General features: G+C 66.4%; 13 protein-coding genes and 1 pseudogene. 3 read left to right on the top strand and 11 right to left on the bottom strand.

Annotation, left to right across the window (positions count from 1 at the left end; all coding sequences use genetic code 11):
- Positions 1 to 39: 39 nt before the first annotated feature.
- The 3 genes from EGJ34_RS07145 to EGJ34_RS07135 all read right to left on the bottom strand — a co-directional run bounded on the left by EGJ34_RS07145 (position 40) and on the right by EGJ34_RS07135 (position 2,869).
- Positions 40 to 618: an LON peptidase substrate-binding domain-containing protein gene (locus EGJ34_RS07145; protein ID WP_125359808.1), complete on the bottom strand. Its 579-nt coding sequence runs from the start codon at positions 616 to 618 to the stop codon at positions 40 to 42.
- A 5-nt stretch (positions 619 to 623) separates the two neighbouring features.
- On the bottom strand, positions 624 to 1,988 hold the full coding sequence (mpl, locus tag EGJ34_RS07140; RefSeq protein ID WP_125359807.1) for a UDP-N-acetylmuramate:L-alanyl-gamma-D-glutamyl-meso-diaminopimelate ligase: 1,365 nt from the start codon (positions 1,986 to 1,988) through the stop codon (positions 624 to 626).
- Between the two features lie 317 nt (positions 1,989 to 2,305).
- The gene (locus EGJ34_RS07135) at positions 2,306 to 2,869 is read right to left on the bottom strand and encodes an adenylate kinase (protein ID WP_125359806.1); all 564 of its coding nucleotides are present in this window, start codon (positions 2,867 to 2,869) and stop codon (positions 2,306 to 2,308) included.
- A 139-nt stretch (positions 2,870 to 3,008) separates the two neighbouring features.
- Here EGJ34_RS07135 and EGJ34_RS07130 point away from each other — a divergent pair, with 139 nt between their 5' ends.
- Positions 3,009 to 4,265, top strand: a complete 1,257-nt coding sequence (locus EGJ34_RS07130; RefSeq protein ID WP_125359805.1) for a 6-phosphofructokinase — start codon at positions 3,009 to 3,011, stop codon at positions 4,263 to 4,265.
- Positions 4,266 to 4,498: 233 nt separating this feature from the next.
- Here the strand turns inward: EGJ34_RS07130 and EGJ34_RS07125 are convergent, their stop codons facing one another.
- Positions 4,499 to 5,005, bottom strand: a complete 507-nt coding sequence (locus EGJ34_RS07125; RefSeq protein ID WP_125359804.1) for a hypothetical protein — start codon at positions 5,003 to 5,005, stop codon at positions 4,499 to 4,501.
- A gap of 227 nt (positions 5,006 to 5,232) precedes the next feature.
- Here EGJ34_RS07125 and EGJ34_RS07120 point away from each other — a divergent pair, with 227 nt between their 5' ends.
- On the top strand, positions 5,233 to 7,260 hold the full coding sequence (locus EGJ34_RS07120; protein WP_125359803.1) for a sodium-translocating pyrophosphatase: 2,028 nt from the start codon (positions 5,233 to 5,235) through the stop codon (positions 7,258 to 7,260).
- Positions 7,261 to 7,263: 3 nt separating this feature from the next.
- Here EGJ34_RS07120 and EGJ34_RS07115 read toward each other — a convergent pair whose 3' ends face one another.
- Together EGJ34_RS07115 and EGJ34_RS07110 are read right to left on the bottom strand one after the other, a co-directional pair.
- Complete coding sequence (locus EGJ34_RS07115; protein ID WP_125359802.1) at positions 7,264 to 7,626, bottom strand: YbaN family protein; 363 nt, start codon at positions 7,624 to 7,626, stop codon at positions 7,264 to 7,266.
- A 16-nt stretch (positions 7,627 to 7,642) separates the two neighbouring features.
- Positions 7,643 to 8,233: a biliverdin-producing heme oxygenase gene (locus tag EGJ34_RS07110; RefSeq protein WP_125359801.1), complete on the bottom strand. Its 591-nt coding sequence runs from the start codon at positions 8,231 to 8,233 to the stop codon at positions 7,643 to 7,645.
- A 160-nt stretch (positions 8,234 to 8,393) separates the two neighbouring features.
- Here EGJ34_RS07110 and EGJ34_RS07105 point away from each other — a divergent pair, with 160 nt between their 5' ends.
- Positions 8,394 to 8,639 carry a DUF2789 domain-containing protein gene (locus EGJ34_RS07105; protein ID WP_125359800.1) on the top strand — a complete coding sequence of 82 codons (246 nt, stop codon included), beginning with the start codon at positions 8,394 to 8,396 and terminating at the stop codon, positions 8,637 to 8,639.
- A 158-nt stretch (positions 8,640 to 8,797) separates the two neighbouring features.
- On the opposite strand, the gene EGJ34_RS07100 is transcribed toward EGJ34_RS07105, so the two are convergent.
- From EGJ34_RS07100 to EGJ34_RS22160, 5 genes and pseudogenes are all read right to left on the bottom strand, one after another.
- On the bottom strand, positions 8,798 to 11,722 hold the full coding sequence (locus EGJ34_RS07100) for a TonB-dependent receptor (protein WP_125359799.1): 2,925 nt from the start codon (positions 11,720 to 11,722) through the stop codon (positions 8,798 to 8,800).
- 155 nt (positions 11,723 to 11,877) lie between these two features.
- Positions 11,878 to 12,852, bottom strand: a complete 975-nt coding sequence (locus tag EGJ34_RS07095; protein WP_125359798.1) for a FecR domain-containing protein — start codon at positions 12,850 to 12,852, stop codon at positions 11,878 to 11,880.
- Positions 12,853 to 12,958: 106 nt separating this feature from the next.
- Entirely contained in the window at positions 12,959 to 13,459 is a 501-nt protein-coding gene (locus EGJ34_RS07090; RefSeq protein ID WP_125359797.1) for a sigma-70 family RNA polymerase sigma factor, read from the bottom strand.
- 35 nt (positions 13,460 to 13,494) lie between these two features.
- Positions 13,495 to 14,148, bottom strand: coding sequence for a PQQ-binding-like beta-propeller repeat protein (locus tag EGJ34_RS07085; RefSeq protein WP_125359796.1), 654 nt, complete (start codon positions 14,146 to 14,148; stop codon positions 13,495 to 13,497).
- A gap of 43 nt (positions 14,149 to 14,191) precedes the next feature.
- Positions 14,192 to 14,645 (bottom strand): annotated as a pseudogene (locus tag EGJ34_RS22160) (helix-turn-helix domain-containing protein); the annotation flags it as partial.

Below are 14,645 nucleotides of genomic sequence, written 5' to 3'. Positions count from 1 at the left end.
AGTGCGGTAGGTCACGACCGTTGGTCGTGACCCGCGGGATCAGGGAATCCAGCCCAGCAGATCATCCAGCCGCTGATGCGGATCATCGCGCTGCAGCAGCTGCAGCCGCTGTGACTCTTCCAGCGGCATCAGCTCGGCCAGCTTCCAACCCACCCAGGCAGCCTGGTCGAGCAGCATCGGCACCTTGGGCGCATACGGATTGCCCGCCTGCTCGATGATGTGCTCCAGCACGGTCGACAACAGCGCATGCTCGGGTCGAAGCTCGTCGTCGTGGTCGGGCTCGGCCCACTGGACATCGGCCACGATCAGTCCGTTGTCGCGCACCCGCACCTGCTCCACATGGAAGCGCCGGTGTCCGCGCAGGGTCAGCACCAGCACGCCATCCGGACCGACATCGAAATCGGTGATGCGCGCCTCCACCCCATGTGCCGCCGGGGTCGCGGGTGTGCCAACCTCGTCGCCCTTGAGGATCAGACAGATGCCAAAGCCGGTCTCATTGCGGCTGCACTCACGCACCATGTCCAGATAACGGCGCTCGAAGATACGCAGCGTCAACGACGCGTTCGGCAGCAGCACCGAATGCAGCGGAAACAGCGGCAGTGACACGGTTTCACTCATGACGCTCAGCCCTGTTGCAGCTGGGCCAGGAAACGACGCGGCGCGCCGTCGAAGCCACCGTTGGACATGAACACCACATGGTCACCGGGCTGGACGATGTCTCCCAGCTGAGCCAGCAGTGCATCGGTGTCGGGCACCGCATGTGCCTGGCCCCGCACGGCACCGATGACGTTGGCTGCATCCCACGCCAGCTCGGGGCGATGCAGGAACACCACGGCATCGGCTCCGTCCAGCGAAGGAGCCAGCGCATCGGCATGTGCGCCCAGGCGCATGGAATTGCTGCGCGGTTCCATCGCCACCACGATGCGGGCCGCGCCGACCTTGGCGCGCAGGCCTTCCAGCGTGGTGCGGATCGCGGTGGGGTGATGGGCGAAGTCGTCGTAGACGGTGATGTCGCGTGCGCTGCCGATCACTTCCAGGCGGCGCTTGACGCTGCGGAACTGGGCCAGGGCCGGGATGACCGTGACCGGATCGACGCCCACCGCGTGCGCGGCGGCCAGCGCAGCCAGACCGTTGAGCACATTGTGGCGGCCCAGCAGCGGCCAGTTCACCTGGCCCACGGCAACGCCGCGGTGATGCACGATAAAGGCGCTGCCATCGGCGTGCACCAGCTCGGCATGCCATTCCAGCGACGGGTCGAAACCGAAACGCTCCACCGGCGTCCAGCAGCCCATCGCCAGCACCTCGGCCAGATAGGCATCCTCGCCATTGACAATCAGGCGACCGCGCGCCGGCACGGTGCGGACCAGATGGTGGAACTGACGCTGGATCGCGGCCACGTCCGGGAAAATGTCGGCGTGGTCGTATTCCAGGTTGTTCAGGATGGCGACCACCGGCCGGTAATGCACGAACTTGCTGCGCTTGTCGAAGAAAGCGGTGTCGTATTCGTCGGCCTCGACCACGAACTCCCGTCCCTGCCCTGCACGGGCCGAAACCCCGAAGTCCTCGGCCACCCCGCCGATCAGAAAGCCCGGCTCACGGCCGGCGGCCTGCAGCAGCCAGGTCAGGATGGTGGTGGTGGTGGTCTTGCCGTGGGTGCCGGCCACGGCCAGGGTGTCACGCCCCGGCAGCACCTGCTCGGCCAGCCACTGTGCACCGGAGATGTAGCGTTGGCCGGCGTCCAGCACCGCTTCCACGGCCGGATTACCGCGCGACAGGGCATTGCCGATCACCACCTCGTCGCAGTCGGCGGCGACGCTGTCGGCCCGATAGCCGGGGTCCAGGGTGATGCCCAGCTGCTCCAGCTGGGTGGACATCGGCGGGTAGATCGCCTGGTCGCTGCCACGGACCGTATGGCCCAGTTCCCGCGCCAGCGCGGCCACGCCGCCCATGAAGGTGCCGGCAATTCCAAGGATATGAATCGTGCTCATGACCCGATTGTCGCCGATCATCAGCGCAGATGGGGAATGCGCGTAGCGCCACGCCCTGCGTGGCTGCGTAGGGGAAATCTGAACCGTGTAAGGGAATCCCCTATACCGCTGTACTGTGAAGACGGACACAATTCACGTTGCCAGCCGCAATACCCCCATCGGTCCTACTCCCCAAGAGGCCAATCCCCAGGGGGGCTCATGTTGTGGGGCCCTGAGCAAGCCCGCTCGCTGGTTCCTTACACCGCACGCCCGGCTCTTCCCCGAGCTGGGCGTGCAGGTGTAAGACGTTGGCGCTGCCGCAGCAGCGCCCCGCCGCATCAGGCCTTGATCGCCTTGTGGATGCGCGCTTCCACCTCGTCCAGCTCACCCACGCCGTCAACACGCTCCAGCGTGCCGCGACCAGCGTAGAAGTCCACCACCGGGGCAGTCTGCTCGTTGTACACGTTCAGACGGTTGCGCACCGATTCCGGGTTGTCATCGGCACGGCCCTGTTCGGCAGCACGACCGGCGATGCGCTGCACCAGCAGGTCGGTGGCCACATCCAGCTGCACCACGGCATCCAGCGGCTGGCCGATCTTGGCCAGCAGGGCGTCCAGCGCGTTGGCCTGGGCCACGTTGCGCGGGTAACCATCGAGAATGAAGCCCTTGGCCACGTCGGCCTGGGACAGACGCGATTCCAGCATGCCCAGCAGAATCTCGTCGGACACCAGATTGCCGGCGTCCATGACCGCCTTGGCCTGCTTGCCGAGTTCCGAACCGGCCGAAATTTCCGCGCGCAGCATGTCGCCGGTGGAAATGTGGGCCAGGCCCAGCTTGTCCTTCAGGCGCGTCGCCTGTGTCCCCTTGCCCGAACCGGGCGGTCCCAACAGAACCAATCGCATCAACCTGACTCCAACTTGGTAAAAAGGAAGGGTTCGCGCGGCGCGGATATTCCCGCTCACGCTGCACCGCAATACACGCACTTTACCTCATACGGGTAATGTCCCTGCAATGTCTTCCTCCCCAGACCAAGGTCGCACCATGTCCAAAGGCACCCTGCTCTACGCCCAGTCAGGCGGCGTCACCGCCGTCATCAACGCCACGGCTTCGGCCGTGATAAGCACCGCCAGAGCCAAAGGAATCAAGGTCTTGGCCGCGCGCAACGGCATTCTGGGGGCACTGCGTGAAGAGCTGATCGACACCTCGAGGGAGTCGGCGGCAGCCATCGCCGCGCTGGCGCACACCCCGGGTGGGGCGTTCGGCTCGTGCCGGTACAAACTCAAATCGCTGGAAGCCGACCGGGCCCGCTATGTGCGTCTGCTGGCCGTGCTGAAGGCGCATGACGTGCGCTGGTTCCTGTACAACGGCGGCAATGATTCGGCCGATACCGCCTGGAAAGTGTCGCAGTTGGCCCAGGCGTTCAACTACGACCTGACCTGCATCGGCGTTCCCAAGACGATCGACAACGACCTGGCAGTGACCGACACCTGCCCGGGCTTCGGCTCGGCCGCCAAATACACGGCCGTGTCGGTGCGCGAGGCGGCGCTGGACGTGGCCGCCATGGCCGAAACCTCGACCAAGGTGTTCGTCTACGAGGCCATGGGCCGGCATGCCGGCTGGCTGGCGGCCGCGGCCGGGCTGGCCGGTGAAGGCCCTGACGATGCCCCGCACATCATCCTCCTGCCAGAGCGTGCCTATGACGAAGCCGCCTTCCTGGCCAAGGTGCAACAGGTGGTGGAGCGCGTCGGCCACTGCGTGGTGGTGGCTTCCGAAGGCATCCAGACGGCTGACGGCACCTTCGTGGCCGACGCAGGCGGCGGCAAGGACGCTTTCGGGCATTCGCAGCTGGGCGGGGTCGCCTCGTTGCTGGCCGGCCGGGTCAAAGACGCGCTGGGCTACAAGGTGCACTGGACCCTGCCCGATTACCTGCAGCGCTCGGCGCGGCATATCGCCTCGAAGACGGATTGGGAGCAGGCGCAGGCGGTCGGCAAGGCCGCAGTGCAGTACGCACTGAAGGGCCAGAACGCGGTGATGCCGGTGATCGTGCGCAGCAGCGACAAGCCTTACCGCTGGAAGATCGAGCCGGCTCCGCTGCACAAGGTGGCCAACCATGAGAAAAAGATGCCGGCCGGTTTCATCCGCCGCGATGGCTTCGGCATCACCGAGAAGGCGCGCGCGTATCTGTCGCCGTTGATCAAAGGTGAAGCGCCGTTGCCCTACGGGGCGGATGGATTGCCCCGCTACGTCACGCTGAAAAACGTGGCGGTGAAAAAGAAACTTCCGGCGTTCGAGGCCTGACCGAAGCTCCGCCGGGCCCAGGCCCGGCGAACGGCGCAATCGTCCTGCGCACGTAGAAATTCCGTAGGTACCACGCCCTGCGTGGTACCCGCGCAACGCGCGGAACAAGCATCCGAAGGCACGGGTGCCGGTATGGCGATTCGCCGTCCGGCGTTTGGTGTCTGACGAAGACGGGCGTCAGGCGTTCATGACGTCGGAACGGAGAGCAGCCACGCAGGGCGTGGCTCTACGGATTACATACAGGCCTTCCCCTGCACCTCCGCCTTCGCCGCAAACATCGGCACCTGCGCGGTCTTGCCTGCAGCGGCCTGCTTTTTCGCATCCTCAAGATAGATCCGCGACTGGCCCTGCCCGTCCAGCTCCGGCTTCCTGTCCACCGGCAGCCGCCACACGCTGACCACCGCCTGCTGCGACGGGCAGGCGGCGCTGGGCACGCGGATCACGTCATTGAGCTTCCAGCCCTTGGCCGCACTCGGTTGCGCCTTGTCAAAGTCGACGAAGCGCGAGCGCGGCTGGCATTGCTCACTGGTGCGCACCACATTGAAGCGGTAGGGCTGTGCGGCATCACCGCTGAAGGTGCCTTCCAGGCGCGCACAGGCCTCGGGAATCTGACGCAGAGTGTGAGTGGCACCGTTGGCCTGCGGGCTTCCGGTGGGGCGCTTGATCTCGGGGGTATCCGCGGCGTTGGCGGCGAGGCTGATCGCCAGCAGCGCCAGCGGCAGGAGGGTACGTGGGGACATGGAGGCCTCCGATGTGACTGGGCAATGGACGGAGGCTGGCAGGGACGTGATGAACAGGGTGGGAAGGTGGGGCATAATCAGGGCGCACCAGGATTGCTGAACAAAGCCACACGCAGGAGGACCGGGCACGGTCTGATCGGGTTGGTCCATCGTTGCAGCCCGTTGTGCCCTTTACGTGGTGAGGTTCGTCCATCCGCTGGATGCCAATCCATCACCCGGGAGGGGACATGCTGGAACGTTATGGGCTTTCTCTGGCGCTGCTCTGCGCCATCCTTGCGATTCTCTTCGGCATCATTTCAGCGCGCTGGATCCTGCGGCAACCCGCCGGCAATGCCCGCATGCAGGAAATCGCCGCCGCCATCCAGGAAGGCGCGCGCGCCTACCTCAACCGTCAATACCTGACCATCGGCATCGCCGGCGCGGTGCTGTTCGTGCTGGTGGGCGTCTTTCTCAGCTGGTACACCGCGATCGGTTTTGCGATCGGCGCGGTGCTGTCCGGTGCGGCCGGCTACATCGGCATGAACGTGTCGGTACGCGCCAACGTGCGCACGGCCGAAGCGGCCCGCAACGGGCTGAGCGCGGCAATGGACGTGGCTTTCCGCGGCGGCGCGATCACCGGCATGCTGGTGGTCGGGCTGGGCCTGCTCGGCGTCGCCGGCTACTACGCGCTGCTGCTGCGGCTAGGCCTGGCCCAGGACCAGGCACTGCACGCACTGGTGGGACTGGCGTTCGGTTCGTCGCTGATTTCGATCTTCGCGCGCCTGGGCGGTGGCATTTTCACCAAGGGGGCCGACGTAGGCGCGGACCTAGTCGGCAAGGTGGAAGCCGGCATTCCCGAAGACGACCCGCGTAATCCGGCGGTGATCGCCGACAACGTCGGCGACAACGTCGGCGACTGCGCCGGCATGGCTGCCGACCTGTTTGAAACCTATGCGGTGACCGTGATCGCCACGATGCTGCTGGGCAGCCTGATGCTCGCCGAAGCCGGGCGCAACGCCATCCTGTACCCGCTGGTGCTGGGGGGGGTGTCGATCATCGCCTCGATCATCGGGGCGTTGTTCGTCAAGGTGAAGCCCGGTGGTTCGATCATGGGCGCGCTGTACAAGGGCGTGATCGTATCCGGTGTGCTGGCGGCAATTGCGTTCTACCCGATCACCACACAGCTGATGCCGGACAACGCCCATGGCGCGTTCAATCTCTACATCTGCGCGCTGATCGGTCTGCTGCTGACCGGTCTCATCGTCTGGATCACCGAGTACTACACCGGGACCCAGTACAAGCCAGTGCAGCACGTGGCACAGGCCTCGACCACCGGGCATGGCACCAACATCATTGCCGGGCTGGGCGTGTCCATGAAATCCACCGCATTGCCGGTGATTGCGGTCTGCGCGGCGATCTGGCTGGCGCATCTGCATGGCGGCCTGTACGGCATCGCCATTGCGGCCACCTCGATGCTGTCGATGGCCGGCATGATCGTGGCACTTGACGCCTACGGCCCGATCACCGACAACGCCGGCGGGATCGCCGAGATGGCCGAACTGCCTTCGGAAATCCGCGACATCACTGACCCGCTCGATGCAGTGGGCAATACCACCAAGGCGGTGACCAAGGGCTATGCGATCGGCTCGGCGGCGCTGGCCGCGCTGGTGCTGTTTGCCGATTACACCCACAACCTGCAGGCGGCCAACCCCGGCGAGGTGTTCACCTTCGATCTGTCCGACCACACGGTGATCATCGGCCTGCTGATCGGCGGTTTGATCCCCTACCTGTTCGGCGCGATGGCGATGGAGGCGGTCGGCCGTGCCGCCGGTGCGGTGGTGGAGGAAGTCCGCCGTCAGTTCCGCGAGATCGCCGGCATCATGCAGGGTACCGGCAAACCGCAGTACGACCGCGCGGTGGACATGCTGACCCGCTCGGCGATCCGCGAGATGATCGTGCCGTCGCTGCTGCCGGTGGCGGTTCCGGTGGTGGTCGGCCTGTTGCTGGGACCCCGTGCACTGGGGGGGCTGCTGATCGGCACCATCGTCACCGGACTGTTCGTGGCCATCTCGATGACCACTGGCGGCGGCGCTTGGGACAACGCCAAGAAATACATCGAAGACGGGCACTTTGGCGGCAAGGGCAGCGAGGCGCACAAGGCGGCGGTCACCGGCGATACCGTGGGCGATCCGTACAAAGACACGGCCGGGCCGGCGATCAATCCGTTGATCAAGATCATCAACATCGTGGCGTTGTTGCTGGTGCCGTTGTTGTAGCGGTTACGGTACGGGTGTGGGGCGCGATAACACGTAGATGGCGCTGGCCAGGAAGAACGCCCCCACCCCCAGCAACAGCGGCCACGACGGACGCGCCCCCCAGCAGAACATCACGAACCCGAACGCCATGCCGCCGGCGGCAAACGCCTTGCCCCTGCGGCTTACCGCGCCCTGCTCACGCCAGGCCCGTAGCGCGGGACCGTACTTGGGGTGCTCCAGCAGTCTGCGCTCGAACTTCGGCGAACTACGGGCGAAGCAACCCACCGCCAGAATCAGGAAGATGGTGGTCGGCATCACCGGCAGCAGCGCGCCGATGACGCCCAGCGCCACCATCACCCAACCCAGTGCGAACCACAGCCAGCGCATCAGCGGTCACGGCTCCTCATTGACCAAACTCCTGTTCCACGTGCGCATGTACGCTGCGGAACGCGGCGTCGGCGGCATCGATGACCTGCTGCTCCTGCTCCGCAGTCAACGGCACGCTGTCCAACGCGGCGGTGAAGCTGCGCCAGTGGCGCGCCGCGCCGTCCGGATGCGCGGCCAGGTGGCGCGCGCCGAAGCCGGCATCCAGTCCCAGTTTTCCTGCCATCTTGTACAGCACGGTACCGCCGAGGTTGGAGCCTTCAGCCACATACAGCCAACCCAGGGCAGCGGCCAGCGGCAGGTCCGCGGGCAACGGAGCCGCCAGCGGGGTCGGCAGCGCCTGTTCCAGATCCTGCAGGTCCTGGGCGACCTGGTTCAGCCGGCGACGTTCGGCCAGATCCGGCAGCAGCGCGTCCAGCGCCGCACTGCCGTACAACGCATCGACATCACGGTGGAAACGAAACTGTACCCGCAGGAAGCGCGCGAAATGGTCGCGGCTGGCAAAGATGTCGCCGGCCATGATGCGCGCATCCAGCGCGCCGTGACTGTCACGGGTGGCGGCCTTGAGGCGCTGGCTGCGGGTGGCGTCGGGGGTGTCGAGGGCAAGCATGCAATTCACATCTTAGTGGGTGGTACCTGGAGTAGGACGCGTGAGCGGCCACCGGCCCCAAGCCGATTACAGCACTGCGGGCGGCTCCCCCATTCCGGCGATGCCATCCTCACCTGCCGTTGCCGATAATGCCAGCCTGACCGCCCCACGAGGACTTCCGATGGACACCACTGAAACCCGCATGACCACCCTCTTCGAGCAGCTGGGGCTGGATGCGAGCAAGGACGGTATTGCCGCCTTCATTCTCAAGCATCAGCTGCCGGCGGACGTGACCGTGGCCGAAGCGCCGTTCTGGAACGATGGCCAGCGCCAGTTCCTGGCCGAGCAGCTGAAATCCGATGCGGACTGGGCCATCATCGTGGATGAGCTCAATGAGGCGCTGCACGCGGATGCGATGGCGCGCTGATGCGTTGATGCGTGGGATCGTAGAGCCGGGCTTGCCCGGCTGAAACAGATGCATCACCTGCCCAGCCGGGCAAGCCCGGCTCTACGGGATACATCACGCCACGCCGCCAGCCGGGGGAGACGCCGCGTAGTGACGGGCCATGCCCGTCACCCCCGGGATCAATACCGGTACGTCAACGCCAACCGCATCACCCGGCCCGGAGCCGGCATCACGCCCAGCGCCAGCGGGTCCAGGTAATACCGATCGGTCAGGTTGTCCACGTTGAAGTCCAGCGCCAGTTTCTGGCTGGCCTGCCAGCTGGCAAACACGTCGACAATCGTGGCCGGCTGGTACAACTGCTGGATCGCCGACAGCCCGACGTTCCATTCCTTGTCCAGCTTGCTGATCGGGCCGGCGTTGTGCACCACGCGGGTACCGAAGCTCAACCGTTCGTCGAACAGCCGCGAGCCCAAGGTGAAGTTCACCGTGTACTTCGGCGGATTCTGGGTATTGCTGTAGGACCCCTCGAAGCCACCGTCCACGCAGTCCGGCGTTGCTGCCAGCTCGGCGATCCTGCGCTGCACGCCATAGGCCCGGCGCTCGGCAGCGATATCCGGCGCGCAGGTCTTGGCCTCGAAGTAGTAGTGGCCTGACAGGTCGGCAAATACCTTGCCGGCGTCGTAGGTACTCTGGAACTCCAGGCCGGACACCTTGAAGCGATCGATGTTGCGGATATAGCCCGCCGACAGGGTACGGTAGTCGCGGGTGATCAGGTCATCAATGCGGGTATTGAAGTACGCCAGTTTGAACGCGGCATGGTCGCCATCCGCGAACACCCCGTGCAGCACCGTGCTTGCTCCCACTTCCCAGGTCGCCGCGCGTTCGGGCTTGAGCTCCCCGTCCACCGGCTTGGCCGCGGTGAACAGGCCCAGCGTGCTTTCAAACAGGCTGGGCAGCTTCACACCTTCGGCATACTTCACGTACACCATCGTGTCCTCGTTGAAGCGATAGGTCACGCTGGCGGTCGGCATGAACGCATTGTCGGTGCGCTTGATCGGCTGCGACCAGCTCCATGCGGTCGGCACGATCAGATCTTCCGTATCCGGGTTGTCGTGGAAGTTCCAACCGGTGATATCGGCGACCGTGCCCTTCTCGTACGGCGAGGCCAGCAGCGAGGCTTCGGTGAACTGCCCGTTCGCGTCCGGATACCAGTTCAGCATGGCGATGCGCTTGGCCCGCCACGCCGGCAGCGCCGGATTGCCGTCGAGCAGCTGGGTGTAGCGATACTGGCCGACCACCGACTCTTCGGTGACCGTGGCCAGGCGGTTGCGGTCCTGGATGCTCACGCGGTTGAAGCGTCCGCCGAGCAGTACTTCCCAATGGTCGTCGGGTTGCCACTTCATCGAGGCCACCGCGCTGTATTCCTTGCGCTGGGCATTGCGCAGGAAACGGTTGTTGACCAGGTCATCGAACATGATCGGCGCGTTCTTGCCCGGGCCCACGTCCTCATTGCTGAAAGACAGGCCATAGTCGAAAGTGAACAACCCGGCGGCGTCTGTCATCAGCAGCGTGGTGTTGGACACGTCGAGGCCGAACCGCTCCTGGTTCATGCTGTTGCGGTAGGCGTCCTTGTAGCCGGGGTTCTCGTTGAAGGTCGGGCCGTCATACCACTCGGTGCGGCGGTCGAAGTACCACGGCGTGATGCCGGTCAGGCCGTTGTACATCAGGCTGTCGGCGTTGGTGTACCAGAGGTTGGCCTTCAGATCGACCGCGTCGTTACCCGGGGCGAAGCGATAGCGCAGGTTGTAGGCATCCAGGTCCACGCTGCCCGGCTCCCACTGCGGCACGCGATCGCGGTTCACGCGGATGATCTGCGAGGCCATGATCTCGCCCTGGCGGCCGCTGTAATTGCGGTAGCCCATTTCCAGGGTCTGCGCGTCATCGATTCGCCATGTACCTTTCAGCAGTACCGAATTGGACTTGGACGAGGTGTTGAACACTTCGGTGTTCGGCGGATTCAGCGGGGCCAGCGTGCGCCGCGTCTGCGGGAAATCGTCGTAACCGTGCTTGCCGGCGTAGTAATTGCCGGTGTCGCGCCATGCATACGCGGCGACCAGATCGAAGCGATCCCAGTGCTTCGCACCGGCAATGTTGAAGAACTGCCCGCCCAGGCTGTTGCGGCTGGTACCCGGCTCGCCTTCGTATTCGGGCAGATCGCGCGCGCTGCCGCTGGAGATGCCGCTGCGCACGCGCAGGCCGCTGTCCTGGCCTTCGCGGACCACGTCGTCCAGCTTCAGCGTGTCCATTTCCACGACGCCACCGATGCCTCCCGACGCATTCGCGCCAAGGCTGGGCCCCTTGGTGACTGTGAAGCTGCTGATCAGGTCCGGGTCCAGGTAGGTGCGCTGCGACTGCCCGGCGTAGCCCCGGTAGGTATCCATGGTCGACTGGCCACCGTCGATGATCACCGGAATGCGGCTCTGGCCCTGGATGCCACGGATGTTCAGATCCAGCGCGTTGGCGGTACGCGGATCACCGGCGGTCACGCCAACCACGCCCTTGACGATGTCGGCGTTGGAGGTGCCACGGAAGCGCTCGATGGTGGCACGCGGCACATATACGCTGGAGCCGGTGGCGCGGTAGGTGTCCAGCGTGCGCGCCGTGTCCAGCGCACTGCCGGTGGGGAGAGTGTCACCGGCCACGCGCAGCGGCTGGGTCACGGTCACGCCGTCGGTACGCGCGGCCTGCGGTGCGCGTTCCAGCGTGATCGCGCCTGCGCCGACCGTACGCGGGGCCAGCCCGCTGCCCAGCAACAGCTGCGCCAGCGCCGACTGCGCATCCAGCTCGGCGTTGACCGGGCTCGAGGTGATGCCATTGGCCAATGCCGCCGGGTAAGCCACCTGCACACCGGACTGGCGCATGTAGGCGCGCAGCGCGTCTGCGAGCGGCTGGGCGGGAATGTCGAAGCGGTGGGTGGCGGTCAACGCGGACGGGTCAGGCGACTGCGCCAAAGCCGGATACGCGAAGGTGGTGATCAAACCGGCGGCAAGCAACGCACTGCAGAGTCGGGACGGACGCAGGCCCCGGCGGGAAACAAGAGACATGTTGAAACCTGTAAGTGAGACAAGCCGCTCAGGCGGCATTCCCGCGGGAAAAACGGGCGCTGCGAAGTACGTGGCGGCGGCGGGTACGTTCGGGAGGTAAGACGAACCGGCGCGCAGCTTCCCCAAGCAGAATCGCAACGGACGGTCCGATTGGTTCAGCGCGGCGTGGTTCGGTCCTGCGTGGCCACCTGCACGATCACCGCGCCCATCGGCAGACGGATCAGCTCCAGGCCGGCGGTGGCGGCCAGTACGTCCAGCGCCTGCTCGGGCTGGTCCACACGTAATGCGGCATTCACAGCGGGTAGCGTGGACAGATCGCCACGCACGAACGTGGCTCCGTCGCGGTAACGTGCTAGCTGCGCCACAGCGTCAGCGACTGGCGTCGAATCGAGCAGCAACTCGCCTTCGCGCCATGCGGCAATCCGATCAGGCGCGCGGTCGGGATGCCGCTGCACGGCACCGCCGCGTGCGAACCCCGCGCGCTGTCCTGCCAGCAGATAGGTCCAGCCACCGTCGGCGCGCGCGGCCACGCGCACCTGGCCCTGCTCCACCTCGGTTTCCACGCCATCGGCAGCGGTGGCAACCGCAAACGCGGTGGAGATGTCTTCCACCACACCGCCCTGGGCCAGCACGCGGAACGGCTGCGGATGGCCTGGCGCAACCTTGAACCAGACCCGGCCATGCAGCAGCCGCACCACGCGCTGGGTGTCGCTGTAGTCCACGGCGATGGCCGAATCGGCATCCAGGACCGCTGCGCTGCCATCGGGCAGCGCCACCGTCGCAACGGCGGTGCCGGTCCGGTGATCGGCGCGCAGTCGCAGCCAGGCTTCCGGGGAGACCCACAGCAGCGCCAGCGCTGCGGCGGCGGCCAGCGACAAGCGTGCGCGACGGCGACCCGGCCGCGGCGCAAGCCTGGCTTCTTCAGCAACCGGCGGCCCCAGCACGCGCCACAGTTGACGCTCGTATTCGAAGGCGCGCCGATGCCCGGGCACCGCCAGCCAGCGTTCGAAATCTTCCATGCGCGGCGCATCCACAGCGCCCGACGTCAGCCACGCGATCCATGCCCGCGCCTGTTCGGCGGGGGGATCAGAGGCAAGCGGCGGTGCGGGTGACGGTTCGGGCGGGCTCATGGCTGGCAGTGGCGGCGGTGTCAGGCGCAATCCGGCATGGTAGCCGGCGCGGAGACTCTCGTCCCATGACGATCAGGCACGCGCCTTCCCCAAGGACGGCACCGGCTCAGCGCCCCTGCCGCGCCCACGCCAGCCGCCGCAGCGCGGCGCGGACGTGGTTTTCGACCGTGGTGACGGACACTCCCTGCCGGCGCGCGATCTCGGCCTGGGTCAGGCCCTGCAGCCGGTTGAGCCGGAAGATGGTGCGGGTAGGCTCAGGCAGATGTGCGGCGGCATCCAGCACACGCTGCAGTTCATCCTGGGCCATCGCCTGCTCCTCGGCGGAAAGCGCCTCGTCGGGTCCCCACAGGTGCTGCTCGGCCAACAGCCGCGCGCGCCGGGTGCGCTCGCGGCCGTGATCGGTGGCCAGGTTGCTGGCCAGCCGAAACAGGTAGGCGCGCGGGTTGTCGATGGGCAGGGCGCTGTCCACCCCGCGCGCCTTGAACCAGACCGACTGGATCACATCTTCGGCACCGCCATCAGCGCCCAGGATCCGCTGCACCAGGCGCAGCAGCGCCGGCCGCTCGCGGATCAGCAGTTCGGTCAGGTTCGAAGCGTTGGAAGACATGCCGCATGGTAGCGCCCAAATGCGAATGCGTCACGTTAAGCGCCAGGACGGCGTACCGCGCGAACCCGTCCGCTGCGGCCGCCGCCGGCGTAGAACACCTGCGCGCCGTCGGATTCCAGACCGCTTACATGCATGCCCTCGGGCATCTGCAGGCGCTCGTGCACGCGGCCGGTGGCCGGATCGATGCGGCGGATGTCGCTGCGTTCGCCGTCGTCGGTACCATGCCAGAGTTCGCCGTCCACCCAGGTGACCCCGGTGACGAACCGGTCCGACTCGATGGTACGCAGCACCTTGCCGGTGTCCGGGTCCACCTCGTGGATGCGTCGCTCGCGGTACTGTCCCACCCACAGGCTGCCTTCGGCCCAGGCCATGCCCGAATCCGTGCCGCCCCCCGGAGCAGGGATAGAGGACATCACCTTGCCGCTGACCGGGTCGATCTTGTCGATGCGCGCTTCGGCGATCTGATACAGGTAGGTGCCGTCGAACGCGGTGCCGGCATCGCACGGGACCGGCAACGAGCGCACCGGCGTTCCGCTGGCGGGGTCGAAGGCGACCAGGGCCGGACCGGTCGCTGCCCAGACCCGCTCACCGTCGAAACTGACGCCGTGTATGGCGTCTGCGCCTTTGAAAGGTCCGTATTCGCGCAGCACCTGCGCGTCATGCAGGGTCGGGGTGGAAGCCTTGTTCATGATGCGTCTCCTGGCACGTCGGAAGGAGTGCCTGCTGCCGACACTAATCGTCCGGAAGCAGCCCGGGGAGTAACAACATTGTCGTGAATCCGGTCAGCGGTGCTGCCCGCCAGCGTTGGGCCCGGCCCTGCCCGCTCGCGCGCACCCGACCCTGCGCCTGCAGGCCCGCCAAAGCCCGCTGCACCCCGCGCTGGCTGATGCCCAGGGCCAATGCCAGCGCCGAACTGGACCAGCCCGCACCGTCCGCCAGCAGTGCCGCCACTACGTCGGGGGCGTCATCGAAGGGGGGCTCCAGCACGATGACGGCACTTTCTGCGGACAGCTCCAGCCGGTAGCCGTCCGCGTGACTGGTCAGGCTCACGCCGTCCGGCAGCTGCCGGCGCAGCCGACCGATCTCAACGCGCAGCCGCGCACGGTGCGAGTCGTCGCCGTGGCGGGTGCGGAACACCGACGCGATCAGCGCATCGCGCGCGGCCACCGCCGGCCACGCCGCGCCG

The organism is Stenotrophomonas sp. 278 (genome assembly GCF_003935715.1).
GTDB classification, from domain to species: domain Bacteria; phylum Pseudomonadota; class Gammaproteobacteria; order Xanthomonadales; family Xanthomonadaceae; genus Stenotrophomonas; species Stenotrophomonas maltophilia_AH.
The sequence above is the reverse complement of the archived record's forward strand: the minus strand, read 5'-3'. Positions and strand labels throughout refer to the sequence as shown.

Bases quoted from the DNA above. Each gene is read 5' to 3' on its own strand.
- EGJ34_RS07145 (WP_125359808.1), bottom strand. From the start codon at position 618: ATGAGTGAAACCGTGTCACTGCCGCTGTTTCCGCTGCATTCGGTGCTG.
- mpl (WP_125359807.1), bottom strand. From the start codon at position 1,988: ATGAGCACGATTCATATCCTTGGAATTGCCGGCACCTTCATGGGCGGC.
- EGJ34_RS07135 (WP_125359806.1), bottom strand. From the start codon at position 2,869: ATGCGATTGGTTCTGTTGGGACCGCCCGGTTCGGGCAAGGGGACACAG.
- EGJ34_RS07130 (WP_125359805.1), top strand. From the start codon at position 3,009: ATGTCCAAAGGCACCCTGCTCTACGCCCAGTCAGGCGGCGTCACCGCC.
- EGJ34_RS07125 (WP_125359804.1), bottom strand. From the start codon at position 5,005: ATGTCCCCACGTACCCTCCTGCCGCTGGCGCTGCTGGCGATCAGCCTC.
- EGJ34_RS07120 (WP_125359803.1), top strand. From the start codon at position 5,233: ATGCTGGAACGTTATGGGCTTTCTCTGGCGCTGCTCTGCGCCATCCTT.
- EGJ34_RS07115 (WP_125359802.1), bottom strand. From the start codon at position 7,626: ATGCGCTGGCTGTGGTTCGCACTGGGTTGGGTGATGGTGGCGCTGGGC.
- EGJ34_RS07110 (WP_125359801.1), bottom strand. From the start codon at position 8,233: ATGCTTGCCCTCGACACCCCCGACGCCACCCGCAGCCAGCGCCTCAAG.
- EGJ34_RS07105 (WP_125359800.1), top strand. From the start codon at position 8,394: ATGGACACCACTGAAACCCGCATGACCACCCTCTTCGAGCAGCTGGGG.
- EGJ34_RS07100 (WP_125359799.1), bottom strand. From the start codon at position 11,722: ATGTCTCTTGTTTCCCGCCGGGGCCTGCGTCCGTCCCGACTCTGCAGT.
- EGJ34_RS07095 (WP_125359798.1), bottom strand. From the start codon at position 12,852: ATGAGCCCGCCCGAACCGTCACCCGCACCGCCGCTTGCCTCTGATCCC.
- EGJ34_RS07090 (WP_125359797.1), bottom strand. From the start codon at position 13,459: ATGTCTTCCAACGCTTCGAACCTGACCGAACTGCTGATCCGCGAGCGG.
- EGJ34_RS07085 (WP_125359796.1), bottom strand. From the start codon at position 14,148: ATGAACAAGGCTTCCACCCCGACCCTGCATGACGCGCAGGTGCTGCGC.